The 13175-nt window shown below is 48.9% G+C and carries 11 protein-coding genes and 5 tRNA genes; 12 read left to right on the top strand and 4 right to left on the bottom strand.

The window, feature by feature from the left end; translation table 11 throughout:
- Positions 1-132 precede the first annotated feature (132 nt).
- Together ACYQ2M_RS05640 and ACYQ2M_RS05635 are read left to right on the top strand one after the other, a co-directional pair.
- On the top strand, positions 133-1419 hold the full coding sequence (locus ACYQ2M_RS05640) for a thiolase family protein (protein ID WP_459915347.1): 1287 nt from the start codon (positions 133-135) through the stop codon (positions 1417-1419).
- Positions 1420-1513: 94 nt separating this feature from the next.
- Positions 1514-1672 carry a hypothetical protein gene (locus tag ACYQ2M_RS05635; RefSeq protein WP_459915346.1) on the top strand — a complete coding sequence of 53 codons (159 nt, stop codon included), beginning with the start codon at positions 1514-1516 and terminating at the stop codon, positions 1670-1672.
- Positions 1673-1702: 30 nt separating this feature from the next.
- On the opposite strand, the gene ACYQ2M_RS05630 is transcribed toward ACYQ2M_RS05635, so the two are convergent.
- On the bottom strand, positions 1703-1939 hold the full coding sequence (locus tag ACYQ2M_RS05630; protein ID WP_459915345.1) for a hypothetical protein: 237 nt from the start codon (positions 1937-1939) through the stop codon (positions 1703-1705).
- A 410-nt stretch (positions 1940-2349) separates the two neighbouring features.
- Here ACYQ2M_RS05630 and gyrA point away from each other — a divergent pair, with 410 nt between their 5' ends.
- The 5 genes from gyrA to ACYQ2M_RS05605 are packed head-to-tail and all read left to right on the top strand — an operon-like array spanning position 2350 to position 8117.
- Positions 2350-4893 (top strand): DNA gyrase subunit A, encoded by a 2544-nt coding sequence (gene gyrA, locus ACYQ2M_RS05625; RefSeq protein ID WP_459915344.1) that lies wholly within the window; start codon positions 2350-2352, stop codon positions 4891-4893.
- Positions 4856-5590, top strand: a complete 735-nt coding sequence (radC, locus tag ACYQ2M_RS05620) for a RadC family protein (protein WP_459915343.1) — start codon at positions 4856-4858, stop codon at positions 5588-5590. The genes gyrA and radC overlap by 38 nt, the downstream gene beginning before the upstream one ends.
- Positions 5583-5873: a hypothetical protein gene (locus tag ACYQ2M_RS05615; protein WP_459915342.1), complete on the top strand. Its 291-nt coding sequence runs from the start codon at positions 5583-5585 to the stop codon at positions 5871-5873. The genes radC and ACYQ2M_RS05615 overlap by 8 nt, the downstream gene beginning before the upstream one ends.
- Entirely contained in the window at positions 5870-7060 is a 1191-nt protein-coding gene (locus ACYQ2M_RS05610) for a phosphoglycerate kinase (RefSeq protein WP_459915341.1), read from the top strand. The genes ACYQ2M_RS05615 and ACYQ2M_RS05610 overlap by 4 nt, the downstream gene beginning before the upstream one ends.
- Position 7061: 1 nt before the next feature.
- On the top strand, positions 7062-8117 hold the full coding sequence (locus tag ACYQ2M_RS05605) for a hypothetical protein (protein ID WP_459915340.1): 1056 nt from the start codon (positions 7062-7064) through the stop codon (positions 8115-8117).
- 218 nt (positions 8118-8335) lie between these two features.
- Here the strand turns inward: ACYQ2M_RS05605 and ACYQ2M_RS05600 are convergent, their stop codons facing one another.
- The 3 genes from ACYQ2M_RS05600 to ACYQ2M_RS05590 form a co-directional block, all read right to left on the bottom strand.
- Positions 8336-9622, bottom strand: a complete 1287-nt coding sequence (locus ACYQ2M_RS05600; RefSeq protein WP_459915339.1) for a peptidase U32 family protein — start codon at positions 9620-9622, stop codon at positions 8336-8338.
- A tRNA-Arg gene (locus ACYQ2M_RS05595) sits at positions 9589-9663 on the bottom strand. Before ACYQ2M_RS05595 ends, ACYQ2M_RS05600 begins: the two co-directional genes overlap by 34 nt.
- Positions 9664-9673: 10 nt before the next feature.
- Positions 9674-11509 carry a LysM peptidoglycan-binding domain-containing protein gene (locus tag ACYQ2M_RS05590; RefSeq protein ID WP_459915338.1) on the bottom strand — a complete coding sequence of 612 codons (1836 nt, stop codon included), beginning with the start codon at positions 11507-11509 and terminating at the stop codon, positions 9674-9676.
- A gap of 627 nt (positions 11510-12136) precedes the next feature.
- Here ACYQ2M_RS05590 and ACYQ2M_RS05585 point away from each other — a divergent pair.
- The 5 genes from ACYQ2M_RS05585 to ACYQ2M_RS05565 all read left to right on the top strand — a co-directional run.
- Positions 12137-12212, top strand: a tRNA-Thr gene (locus ACYQ2M_RS05585).
- An 8-nt stretch (positions 12213-12220) separates the two neighbouring features.
- Positions 12221-12305: transfer RNA gene (locus tag ACYQ2M_RS05580), tRNA-Tyr, on the top strand.
- Between the two features lie 107 nt (positions 12306-12412).
- Positions 12413-12488 (top strand) — tRNA-Gly (locus tag ACYQ2M_RS05575).
- A 63-nt stretch (positions 12489-12551) separates the two neighbouring features.
- Positions 12552-12628, top strand: a tRNA-Thr gene (locus ACYQ2M_RS05570).
- Between the two features lie 25 nt (positions 12629-12653).
- On the top strand, positions 12654-13175 hold a 522-nt coding region (locus tag ACYQ2M_RS05565; protein ID WP_459915337.1), incomplete at its 3' end, for a GTP-binding protein.

Genomic DNA, 13175 nt, shown 5'->3' with positions numbered 1-13175 from the left:
CCGGGATTCCGGGTAAAATCTTTTGGAACACCGCCATCGGGACAAATATATTTCCCCTTGGATGTTGCCGGGAATGTCGACCGGCAGGATGCCGTTTATATGGGAAAATATCAACACATCGGAGACAGAAATATGAAAGACGTCGTGATCGTAAGTGGTGTCAGGACACCTGTTGGATCTTTTGGTGGTTCTTTGAAAAGTGTGTCTGTTGTTGAACTGGGTGCCACGGTGATGAAATCGGTTCTAAAACGGGTGGGGCTGCGACCCGAAGCGGATGCGTCCGAAAAGGCATTCGGCCCGGAAGCACTCAAAGATCAGGGGCAAATTGATCTTGAAAAAAAAGGCTATGACTATGATGATACCCTCGCCCCTGTGCACATTGATGAAGTTATTATGGGTAATGTGCTTCAGGCTGGCCAGGGACAGAATACGGCACGTCAGGCCATGATTGCTGCGGGTATTCCCCGGAATACTCCTGCCTTCACTGCCAATAAAATTTGTGGTTCAGGCCTTAAAGCCATTGCTCTCGGTGCCCAGGCCATCATGACCGGTGAATCCGATGTGGTTCTGGCCGGGGGCCAGGAAAGCATGAGTAATGCCCCCATGGCGCTTCCCAAAGCACGCTGGGGGCACCGCATGGAGCTCACCGGTACCGGCGATATCTACGACCTTATGGTATTTGATGGCCTCTATGAGATTTTCTATGGCTATCACATGGGTTTGACGGCGGAAAATATTGTGGCAAAGTACGGCATTACCCGTCAGGAACAGGATGAATTGGCCCTTTTGAGTCATAATCGAGCCCTGGGAGCCATCAAGGACGGCACCTTTGCCAAAGAAATTATTCCCGTGACCTACATGTCCCGCAGAAAAGAAGTGGTGGTGGATACAGACGAGCGTCCCATGGAAACCAGCATGGAAAAGTTGGCAAAATTACGACCGGCCTTTAAAAAGGACGGCAGTGTCACAGCGGGTAATGCATCCGGTATCAATGACGGTGCGGCGGCGGTGCTGCTCATGAGTGAAGAAAAAGCCGATGCCATGGGCCTTGAAAAAATAGCCCGGATAAAATCCTTTGCCGCCGGTGGTCTTGATCCTGCCTACATGGGACTGGGACCGGTTCCTGCCATTAACAAAGTACTTTCCCGTACCGGAATGACCATGGCAGACCTTGATTTGGTGGAGCTTAACGAAGCCTTTGCCGCCCAGGCCATCGGATGCATGAGGGAACTTAATATTGATGTGGAAAAACCCAATGAGCTGGGAAGTGGTATCTCTCTGGGGCACCCCATCGGATGTACAGGTGCCCGGCAGATGGTCACGGCCATCAACCTCATGAAACGGAAGAACTACGCCACGGGTATTATTTCCATGTGCATTGGTGGCGGCATGGGCATGGCCATGATCATCGAACGCTAATTTCCACTTTACTTGAAGCCTTTGTGATGATAAAAAACACAATGTTTCTAAACGATAACGGGTGCGGATTAAATAACAAGGGGAACTTTAAGCTATGGATATCAGCAGGAAACTGGGTATCATGATTTTTTCCGCCGTTCCGGCAATCATCGGCGGCGGCATTGTTTATCATTTTTTCGGCAGTTTTGTTCAGGTTATTATTTATGAATGTGTGCTTTTACTGGCAGCCATTGGCTGTATCGGTCATAAATAGTTATGATGTAAACTGTTTATAAGTTTGCCTTTACCATGGGCAGAAGGCAGTTGTCGATTTTTCCAGGGAGGGGGCCATGAACGCCCCCTTTTCCTGAATGCTTCCCGGAACCAGAGGATACATGATGTTCTTTTGGGCCACGGATGTTTTAACAACACGGTATCTGATACCGACATGGCTCGACAATGCCTTGAAGTGAATGATTTTTAATGTTTTTGTGTTGCAGACAGCGCCTGCTTTATGGTTCCCTTCCTTACGCTGTCCCATGTCCTGGCAGTTGCCTCCATTCTAAATCTGTCGGTTTTCTTTCCCCTGGCTCCGGCATAAAATGATGTGATGATGAAAGCGGTATCCCGTTTCATATAAAGTAGGGCCCGGTGGCAGTGCCGTATACTGTTGGAAAAAGCCACCCCCCCATCCTTGCCGTTCATCTTACATGTGTTGTGTTTTTCCCCGTGTTTCCCCGTTGCTGAACATGCACGCACAGCCAGGCAGCGTCTCCCCCGCCTTTGAGGCAACGCTTCGTTTTTTTTATTGTTTTTGTCGGGGATTGCTTGGCCTGCTGCTTAAATTTTGATATCATGGAAAGCTTGGAAAATTTCCGTTAAATGGTACGTTTTCAAGGTCGTGGTCGAATAATTGTTAATATCAGTTGTAAAGTGCTTAAAGGACAGTGAATGATAAACCAAGACAACAATGTGACAAGCATCGAGAAGGAGATGAAGCAATCCTATCTCGAATATGCCATGAGTGTCATCATCGGCCGAGCCCTCCCCGATGTGCGGGACGGTCTTAAACCCGTCCATCGTCGGGTGCTGTTTGCCATGCGCCAGTTGCGCAATGACTGGAATAAACCTTACAAAAAATCCGCCCGTGTGGTGGGTGATGTCATTGGTAAGTATCATCCCCACGGCGACTCCGCAGTGTATGACACCATTGTCCGCATGGCCCAGGATTTTTCCATGCGGTATCCCCTGGTGGACGGCCAGGGCAATTTCGGTTCCGTTGACGGTGATTCTCCGGCGGCCATGAGGTACACGGAAATCCGTATGAAGAAGGTGGCCCATCAGATGCTGGCCGACCTTGAAAAAGAAACGGTGGACTGGATTCCCAATTACGACGAAACCATGGAGGAGCCGTCGGTGATGCCCACCCGGTTTCCGGCGCTTCTGGTAAATGGGTCTTCGGGTATTGCCGTGGGTATGACCACCAATATCCCCCCCCATAACGTCAATGAAGTGGCAGATGCCATCATTGCCCTTCTGGATAATCCTGCCATTTCCATTGCTGAGATCATGACCCACATTCCCGGACCCGATTTTCCCACAGCTGGCATGATATTTGGCAAAAAGGGGATCCATGATGCCTACCACACCGGTCGCGGGGTGGTGGTCATGCGGGCAAAGATTGATGTGGAGGAAAATAAAAAGACCAACCGGGAAACCATTGTGGTCACAGAACTGCCCTACCAGGTGAACAAAGCAAGGGTGGTGGAAAAGATTGCAGAACTCATGAAAACCCGGGTGATTGAAGGGGCATCCTTTGTGCGGGATGAGTCCGACCGTGACGGCATGCGCATTGCCATCGGCCTGAAAAAAGACCAGTTCTCCGAGGTGGTCATCAATCAGCTGTACAAGCACACCAACATGCAGTCCAGTTTCGGCATTATTTTCCTTGCGGTGGTCAATAAACGTCCAGAGCTGTTTACCATCAAGGAGCTGCTGGAACATTTTGTCAAGCACCGTAAAGATGTCATTGTTCGAAGAACTCGTTTCGACCTGAGAAAAGCCCAGGAACGGGCACATCTCCTTGAGGGACTTAAAATCGCCCTGGATCATCTCGATGAGGTGGTGGCCCTTATCCGGGGTTCCCGTTCTCCGGAAATTGCCAAGGACGGACTCATGGCTACTTTTGCCCTGTCGGAAGTCCAGGCCCAGGCCATACTGGACATGCGCCTCCAGCGACTCACCGGTCTTGAGCGTGATAAGATTGATGAGGAGTATGCTGCCCTGTTAAAAGACATTGCCTGGTTCCAGGAAATCCTTTCCAGTGATCAGGTGGTCCGAGGAATTATTCGTGAGGAGATGCTCACCCTCAAGGAAGAGTTCTCTGATGAACGGCGTACCCGCATTGTGGAGAGCACCGGTGACATCAACATTGAAGATCTCATTGCAGAAGAAGATATGGTGGTCACCATTTCCAGAAGTGGTTATATCAAGCGGAATCCCATAACCCTCTATGCCACCCAGCACCGGGGGGGCAAAGGTAAAATGGCCATGGGCACCAAGGAAGATGACTTTGTGGAACATCTTTTTGTGGCATCCACCCATCATACCTTTCTTTTCATCACCAATATGGGCAAGGTGTACCAGACCAAAGTATATGAGCTCCCCATGGCCAGTCGCTCCAGTCTCGGCAAGGCCATTGTCAATCTGTTGAATCTGGATGAAGGGGAGAAACTTGCCACCATATTGACCGTGCCCGAATTTACCCCAAACAGTTATGTGGTCATGGCAACGGTGAAGGGCCGGGTGAAAAAGACCGATCTCATGGCCTATTCCCGACCGCGGTCCGGGGGACTCATCGGTATTAAACTTGCTGAAGATGATGAGCTGATTGCCGCCCGTATCACCGATGGAACCATGGATATCTTTCTGGGTTCCAATGAAGGAAAAGTCATTCGTTTCCATGAGGACGAGGTGCGTTCCACTGCCCGGGGGTCCATGGGAGTCCGGGGTATGCGCATTGGTGACAAAGATTCCCGACTGGTGGGCATGGAGGCCTTAAGCCACGGGGAAACCCTTCTTACGGTGACGGAAAACGGTTATGGCAAGCGCACCAGCATTGAAGAGTATCGATGCCAGACCCGGGGTGGCAAAGGGGTCTTTTCCATCAGAACCTCCCAGCGCAACGGGCAGATGGTGGCCCTTCTGCTGGTGGAGGATAAGGATGAACTGATGCTGGTCACAGACAAGGGTAAACTCATTCGCACAGACATCAGCAGCATTTCAGTGATCAGTCGTAATACCCAGGGGGTGAAGCTGATTAATCTTGCTGCCCAGGAACAGCTCATTGCTGCGGCAAGGCTTCCCGAAGACCAGAAAGAAGATGAACTTATGGAGCATGAAATCCGGGATTCCTACCAGGATGTAGACAGTGAGCCGGATGGGGCACTGCCGGATCATGAAGATAATGACCAGGGAGATACAGAACAGTCATAAAGGGCAGGGCCATCGGCAACGCCTGAGGGAACGCTTTCTCAATGCAGGTCTGACGGGATTTCTGGATTACGAGGTGGTGGAGCTGTTATTGACACTGAACACTCCCCGTCAGGACTGCAAAGCCCGGGCCAAGGAACTTCTGGAACGCTTTAGAACCCTCCAGGGGGTTTTTGAAGCCAATCCCGAAGAGTTGGCCCGGGTAAAGGGTATTGGGCCTTCCAATATTCTTGGCCTTCGCCTGATAAAGGCGGTGGCGGATCGTTACCTTGCCTCCCAGGTGGTCCAGGGGGATATCATTGGCAATTCCCAGGATCTTAAAACCTATCTGGCCCATGCCATAGGTGGGAAAAACCGGGAGGTGTTTGCCGGGATTTTTCTGGATGCCAAAAACCGGGTGACTGCCATGGAAATTCTCTTTAAGGGAACCCTGACCATGAGTGCCGTATATCCCCGGGAGGTTATTATAAAGGCCCTGGAACACAGGGCAGCCGCAATTATTTTTGCCCATAACCACCCCTCCGGGGATGTGTCGCCTTCTCCGGAGGACATTGCCATTACCAAACGGCTGGTGTTTGCCCTGCGGTATGTGGGTATCACCGTCCATGAGCATGTGATCACCGGGGGAAGTGGGTTTTATAGTTTTGCTGAGCAGGGCTACATTGCCGAATTTAACAGGGAGTTTGAACAAAATGGCTGAGGAAGATGCAGAAAAAAAAAATCTGCCGGAATGCTTTGGACAATTGGAACGGGTTTTTCCCATGGGCTGCCATGGATTACGGGAGACCCCCGACCAGTGTATGTTCAGCTGTCCCCATAAAACCCAATGCCTGAAACTGGCCATGTCAGGGACCGGGGGATTGGGTGTAAAACATGAAATGGTGGCCCGGGGAGAAAAGGCCGGTAATATTGGTTTTTTTCAGCGCTGGTCCCGGAAAAAAGAACTTCATAGACAACAGATGGATTTGGGAAAAGAAAAATGAAATCAGTAAGAGATCTTCAATTGCCAGGTAAACGGGTGCTGGTGCGGGTGGATTACAATCTGCCCCTGGATGAACACCAGGTTATCACAGATGATAATAGAATAAGGGCCACCCTTCCCCTGATTCATTATCTGTTGGAAAAAAACAGCCGTATTATTTTAATTTCCCACATGGGGCGACCCGGTGGAAAACGTTTGCCGGAATTTTCCCTTGCACCGGTGGCACAACGACTGGCTGAACTTCTGGGACAACCGGTGAAATTTCTCAATGACTGCATCGGGCCGGAGGTGCGTGCCGCAGTGGAAAACATGGCCCCCGGGGAAGTTATCCTGCTTGAAAATTTAAGATTCCATGAAGATGAGAAGTTTAATGCCCCTGAATTTGCAAGGGAACTTGCATCCCTTTGTGATTGTTTTGTCAATGAGGCATTTGCCGTCTCCCACAGAACCCAGGCCTCGGTGGTGGGGATTCCTCGCCTTGTGAAAGACTCCGCCGCCGGTTTTCTGCTGGAAAAGGAAATTTCCTGCTATCGAAATTCCGTGGAAGCCCCCCGTCGCCCCCTCACCGCCATTGTGGGCGGTGCCAAGGTGTCAAGCAAGCTTGCCACCCTGGAGAATCTCCTTAACCATGTGGATACCCTTATCATCGGGGGGGCCATGGCCAATACCTTTTTAAAGAGCCAGGGAATAGACATGGAAGCATCTCTTGTGGAAGCAGACCTTGTGGCCACTGCAGGAGCCATTCTTAATAAAGCCAGGGCCAGGAAGGTTCAATGTCTTTTGCCAGTTGATCTGGTGGTGGCCTCTGCCTTTGATAAGGATGCCGATAAAAAAACAGTTGCGGTGGACAAAATTCCCCTGGACTGGATGGCCATGGACATCGGACCTGACACAATTGCCCTTTTTTCCCGGGCCATTGAATCCTCTGGCACCATTGTCTGGAATGGACCCATGGGGGTTTTTGAAATGAAACGATTCTGTGACGGCACCTGCGGGGTAGCAAGGGCAATTGCCTTGTCCCAGGCATTTTCCGTTGTGGGGGGGGGGGATACTGGACTGGCCGTCAATGTGTGCCAGGTGGCTGCGGAAATGGATTATATTTCAACGGGGGGAGGTGCATTTCTTCATCTCATGGAGGGACGTGCACTGCCAGCTGTGACGGCCCTGGAGGAAGCGGGTAAGGTATAACATGGAATTCTGTTGCCCCAGAGATGCGTTGAGTCGGGATGAAAAGCTTCGCCGATCATATTATCAGGTCCTTCGGGATGAGATGGATCAATTTGTCATTCAATATTCCCTTGTGGACTCCTACCAGAATTTCATACGGGAAAACCAAAGGTATCCATTTGTTGAGACCCGTGAGATGAAACCCCGGGCAAGGATACCAAGTGTGGAGTTTGAATTCCAGAATTCATTTCTGATTCTGTTCCTTGAAGACGGCATTGATGATCAGCATAAAAAATATATTCGTTTTTTTGATATCAATAAAACCACCAAGACTAATTTGATCAAGCACAAGGAATTTCCAAGTGTTACGGAGTTTCATCGGAATATTAAGTTTCTGGAGTGTGATGGTTTTTTTGATTTCATGAAGTCCCTGCTGCCGGTGGATTATGCCCTTCTTATCCAGCGGGATGTCAATTCCACAAACCGTTATGCTCTGACCCATTTTCATGTGCGCATTGACTGGCCCATTGCCGATGCCGCAGAGGATCTTGCCATTTACCTTCGGTATATTTCAAAGGACCTCTATGAAAAAGGCGATAAGTACGCAGAAAATTTTCAGAAGAAATTTTTTGAATATCATGGAATACCGGTGATGGCGGGGGGGCGGCGGACAGCCGCCATTGTGGCGGCCCAGTACCTGCGCAAGATAAGGGGGATTAAAACCGTATATGTGGGCAGCAGCGAATCCCGGGCATTGTTGAAACTGGGGGAAAATGGACTTTCAAAATTTGTGCTGGCAAAATTTCCCCGGGATGTGGTGGTGGATATTGCCAGAAGTGCCATGATTTCCCAGAACAGTTTCACCAAAAATTATGCCATTGCCAAGGAGGGAAAACATCTGGTATGCATCTTTAATGCCAATTATGATTACACGGCGCATGCCCTGCCCCCTGAGGGGGGGCGACTGCGTGAGTTGAACCCGGATACCAACTGGTTGACGGTGTCACTGGAACAGATTCTTCCCCGGCCCGGGGTGGATAAATATCCTCCCATTCCCTTTAAGATGATTTATTCATAATTTGGGGTAAAAATTTATTTGGAAGGAGTCGTTGCGCTTGCCTTCCAACCAGACGTTGCAACAGACACGCTTCGCATGCTGATGAACTTTTTGTTAAGTGCGCCTGCGGCGCACTTAATGCCGAGTTGAGGTCGCTCCTCAACTCGGCATTGACTCCCATCGTTACACCAATGCCTGGAAAATGGGAATGAGCCCTTTAGATGATCCACCCCTGATGTTTAGGATTTAGGGTTAGTTTTTCTAATAATATCACCTGGATGTCCGGTATGCTCAAGCTTCAGAGTTACCCGGGCGTTGGGCTGACCATGGGCAATGGGGATGCCTGTTAGATCGATTATTGCCTTCACACGGCTTTGCACCGGTTTTCCCCGGGGGATTACAATTTCCACGGTGTCCCCCGGGGAAATTTTGTTTTTCACATCCAGTGTGATCTGGCCTTCAGGCGTACAAAATAAAATACGACCAATAAATGCATGAATCAAACCTGTGTGATTGTTGGCATAGTTGGGTACGATTGCATCGGGGTCGTCAAAGTAAAATCCGGTACTGTAGTCCCGGTGGTACACAAGCCCCAGCTCTTTTTTCCATTGCGAACTGACATGAAAGGTTTCCGGACTTTCAACCCAGGTGTCAATGGCCTCTCTGTATGTTTTAACCACTGCTGCAAGATAGCTGATGCCCTTCATGCGCCCTTCAATTTTCAGGGAAGATATGCCCGCACTAATCAGTTCTGGAATGTGCTCAATCATGCACAGGTCCTTGGAATTGAAAATATAAGATCCCCTTTCATCTTCCATGACAGGATGGTACTGGCCTGGGCGCTGGGCCTCTTCCAGGCGGTAAGTCCAGCGGCATGGATGGCTGCATGCCCCCCGGTTGCTGTCTCGTCGGGTGAGAAAATTACTTAAAAGGCATCGGCCGGAATAAGAGATGCACATGGCACCATGGATGAAGGTCTCTGTCTCCAGAATATTCTGGCTGGAGATTTCCCTGATTTCCCCGAGGGTCAGTTCCCGGGCTAGATTTACCCGGGTAACACCCACCTGTTTCCAGAAGTTAAGGGCATTGTAATTGGTGGTATTGGCCTGGGTGCTCAGATGAATATCCATTTGGGGAATGAGTGTTCTGGCAAGAAAGACAATGCCGGGATCAGAAATAATTACCGCATCAGCCCCCATTTGTGCAATGGTTTCAAGGAAACTGGCCAACTGGTCTTGCTCATAGTTTCGGGAGTAGATATTGCAGGCCACATATACCTTTACCCCATGATCATGGGCCAAGGCAATGCCATCGGCCATCTGGGTGTCGGTGAAGTTGTGGGTGAGGTTTCGAAGACTGAAGTCCTTTCCGCCAAGATACACCGCATCCGCTCCATAATGGATGGCGACTTCGAGTTTTTCAAAATTCCCGGCAGGTGCCAGCAATTCAGGCTTTATAAGGTCTTGAGACATGTTTTCCGAAATAGAAGGGATGGTGCCCCCGGCAAGAATCGAACTTGCGCACATGGATTAGGAATCCAATGCTCTATCCACTGAGCTACGGGGGCGTGGGGGTTGTTATTCCACAAGAAGTTTCTGACCCGGATATATTCTGCTTTTTGAGGTCAGGTGGTTCAGCGAAAGCAGACGTTGCAGTGTCATATTATATTTCTGGGCAATTGTAAAGGGATTATCTCCTGATTGTACCCGGTAGGCCGCTGTTTTTTTCTTCTTGTTCCTTGCGGTGACAGTCACACCGGGAATGGTTAGTTTCTGGCCGATGTGAAGTTTTGTGGATCGCAGGTGATTTGCCATCTGAATATTTTTTGTGGTGGTTCCATAGGTGTTTGCAATGATCCATAGATTGTCGCCGGATTTTACCGTATAGTGAATGGTTTTACGCGTGCTTTTGGGCGATTTCCCGGCAACCCTGGAAATGGTGCTGACGCTGCCGGCCGGAATTTTTAGCACATGGCCTATTTTTAGTACAGCCCGTGTGGAGATTTTGTTGGACTTTGCAAGAATTTTAATGCTGGTGCCATAGTTTTTGGCAATGCAAGATAGCGTTTCTCCCCTTTTGATTCGATGGTAAACATATTTTTCGGGGCCCGCTGAGGTTCTGGATTGTTTGATGGTGTTAAATTTTACCAGAAACTGATCAGCATTAGTCAGCGGAATTCGGAGATCATAGGTTTCATCGGGTAACAGTGCGTACCGCAATTCCGGATTCAGGTGTTTTAACCTTTCAAAGGGAATATCCATGGCAGCGGCTATGTCTTTCAGTCGTACCTGTTTTTTTACCGAAAAGACCTCGTAGGGGATGGGATTTTCGATTTCACCGGGATCAATGTCATATTTTTCAAGATCATTGATAATGTGGAGGGTGGCCAGAAAACGGGGAACATAGCGTGCCGTTTCCCGGGGTAGTTTCTCGTAAAGGTCCCAGAAATTATCAAGGTAATTTGTTTTTTGTTTTCGAATGGTTCTCAATACTCGTCCCTCTCCACAATTGTATGCGGCAAGGACTGTGGCCCAGTCACCGAAAATATTGTGCAGCTCGGAAAGGTATGCAATGGCCGCCCGGGTGGATTTTTCAGGGTCTAGGCGTTCATCAATGAAATAGTTGCGTTTTAATCCGAATTTGTAACCAGTAGAGGGGATAAACTGCCACAGTCCCAGGGCTCTGGCAGGTGAAAGGGCAACAACGTTAAAGCCGCTTTCTATGAGGGGAAGCCAGGACAGTTCTTCTGGAAGACCGGCTTTCTTAAATTCACTTACAATGTAAGGTCTATAACGTCCTGCTCTTCTTAATGATCGAATAAAAAATTGTTTCTCAGGCCCGGAAAGTCTGGTAATTTCTTTTTTCACATGGTCGTTGAGGGTAAGGGGGATGGCCTTGTGCGCTCCGTTAACTACGATGTGGCGGGAAGCATGTATTTCAAGAATACGTTTGGCAATCATGTAGCGCACATCATCTTTCTGCTGATTTAGTTCTGCCTGTTCCTCGATGTCAAGGTCCAAAATGGTGGCATATGCAATGTCCAGCTCATTGAGGGCGCTTTCAAGTTCGCCTGCTTCCCAGAAGTTCTGGGCAGACTCACACAGTTCAAGGGCATGATCAATACCTTCCTGGACCGCACGGCAGGTGGGTGAATCTGCTTTGATTTCCGAGGTGCCCATCAGGGAAATCTCCTGGTGCTCTTCCTCCAAAACCGGGGCAGTCTCATTTTCATCATTGGAGATATTTTTTAGAAAGCGTTTATGCAGTGCAGATGGTTTGAGTCCCGGATGGGCGGAAACTGGGTCAACAGAAGCAGTGGAAGTTGTATTTGGCGTGTGTACGCACCCCGACAGATAAAGGCTGCCGCCCATGACTACCAAAGTTAAAGCCAAAGAAATATTTTTTTTAATCATGATATCATCTTCATTTCAATGTAGTGCAATGTCATTACTTGATTTTAGGATTGCCGAATCCAAAGATGTTAAAGATGTTATGGTGTAATACGCTGCGGTATGTACAATCCTGAATCTTAGCTTTGACCATGCAGTAGGTTCCTGTTTGAAAGCGCAGTGAATGGATCGTTTGAATAAAATTGAGTTGAAGGTGTACTGAAAATAAAGGTTTGGTCGTAATCCCGGCAGACCCTGGTGGTTTATATAACTTAGGCCCTGTCGGTTTATGCAAATATCCGGGAACGGCACTGTTCCCACACCAGTGTGGCAGATATCGTGACTAAACCCTATAAATTATCATGCTGCAGCTATCTTAGTTATCGAATTAAAATAAGGGTGTCAAGTAAATACGGGAGTCATCACATGCCTTGAAAGGGGGTATGGTTTATGTTGAAAAAATCCAAAAAAGAATAAAATATCAAAATCGTAAGGATAAAAAAGTATTTGGGTGTAAATAAAGCAAAATGGTAAATATTTAATTGCGATAGTCATTTATGATTGTTAATCGATCTTTATGAGGATTGCCAGATGGGGGGTGCTCTGCTATTATCCCCGGGTCTTTCGCAAGGCAGACTTGCTGCGAATGATGCCGATATAGCTCAGTAGGTAGAGCATCTCACTTGTAATGAGAATGTCCTCCGTTCGATTCGGGGTATCGGCTCCAAAAGTAATGGTGGGGTTCCCGAGTGGTCAAAGGGATCAGACTGTAAATCTGACGGCTCAGCCTTCGGAGGTTCAAATCCTCCCCCCACCACCACTTATGTGTTCGTGTAGGAGATCTCAAGGTCAAAAGGGGTCGCATACTGCATAGAATGTATGCTTCAATGTCTCAGTCGTTGTGTTTTATTGGCTGCAGTCAAAGATGCGGGAGTAGCTCAGTTGGTAGAGCTTCAGCCTTCCAAGCTGAATGTCGCGAGTTCGAACCTCGTCTCCCGCTCCACACCTTGTTCTTGATATCTTCAAGATGATAAATAGCTTCAGTGTAGTTACTCAAGTGGAATTTGCCCATGTAGCTCAGTAGGTAGAGCGCTTCCTTGGTAAGGAAGAGGTTCAACGGTTCGAATCCGTTCATGGGCTCCACCCCACCAGGGAGGATCTGTTTAAAATGGCTAAAGAAAAATTTGAGCGGACCAAGCCGCATGTCAACATCGGGACCATCGGGCACATTGACCATGGCAAGACCACGCTTACTGCTGCGATCACCAAGCACGCTGCCCTTGCCGGTCATGGCACTTATATTCCCTTTGATGAGATTGATAAGGCCCCTGAAGAGCGTGAGCGGGGTATTACCATTGCAACGGCCCATGTGGAATATGAAACGGCAAACCGTCATTATGCCCACGTTGACTGTCCCGGCCATGCCGACTATATTAAAAACATGATCACCGGTGCTGTCCAGATGGACGGTGCAATTCTGGTGGTAAGTGCCGATGACGGTCCCATGCCCCAGACACGTGAGCACATTCTGCTTGCCCGTCAGGTGGGTGTGCCCAGCATTGTTGTGTTTCTCAATAAATGCGACATGGTGGACGACGAAGAACTTATCGAGCTGGTTGAGATGGAGCTCCAGGAATTGCTTGATAAATATGAGTTCCCTGGAGATGATACCCCCATTATCAGAGGGTCT

This window comes from Desulfocicer niacini (assembly GCF_054657595.1).
The sequence above is the reverse complement of the archived record's forward strand: the minus strand, read 5'-3'. Positions and strand labels throughout refer to the sequence as shown.

Excerpts from the sequence above, each read along its gene's own strand:
- ACYQ2M_RS05640 (WP_459915347.1), top strand. The coding sequence starts at position 133 with ATGAAAGACGTCGTGATCGTAAGTGGTGTCAGGACACCTGTTGGATCT.
- ACYQ2M_RS05635 (WP_459915346.1), top strand. The coding sequence starts at position 1,514 with ATGGATATCAGCAGGAAACTGGGTATCATGATTTTTTCCGCCGTTCCG.
- ACYQ2M_RS05630 (WP_459915345.1), bottom strand. The coding sequence starts at position 1,939 with ATGGGACAGCGTAAGGAAGGGAACCATAAAGCAGGCGCTGTCTGCAAC.
- gyrA (WP_459915344.1), top strand. The coding sequence starts at position 2,350 with ATGATAAACCAAGACAACAATGTGACAAGCATCGAGAAGGAGATGAAG.
- radC (WP_459915343.1), top strand. The coding sequence starts at position 4,856 with ATGAAGATAATGACCAGGGAGATACAGAACAGTCATAAAGGGCAGGGC.
- ACYQ2M_RS05615 (WP_459915342.1), top strand. The coding sequence starts at position 5,583 with ATGGCTGAGGAAGATGCAGAAAAAAAAAATCTGCCGGAATGCTTTGGA.
- ACYQ2M_RS05610 (WP_459915341.1), top strand. The coding sequence starts at position 5,870 with ATGAAATCAGTAAGAGATCTTCAATTGCCAGGTAAACGGGTGCTGGTG.
- ACYQ2M_RS05605 (WP_459915340.1), top strand. The coding sequence starts at position 7,062 with ATGGAATTCTGTTGCCCCAGAGATGCGTTGAGTCGGGATGAAAAGCTT.
- ACYQ2M_RS05600 (WP_459915339.1), bottom strand. The coding sequence starts at position 9,622 with ATGTGCGCAAGTTCGATTCTTGCCGGGGGCACCATCCCTTCTATTTCG.
- ACYQ2M_RS05590 (WP_459915338.1), bottom strand. The coding sequence starts at position 11,509 with ATGATTAAAAAAAATATTTCTTTGGCTTTAACTTTGGTAGTCATGGGC.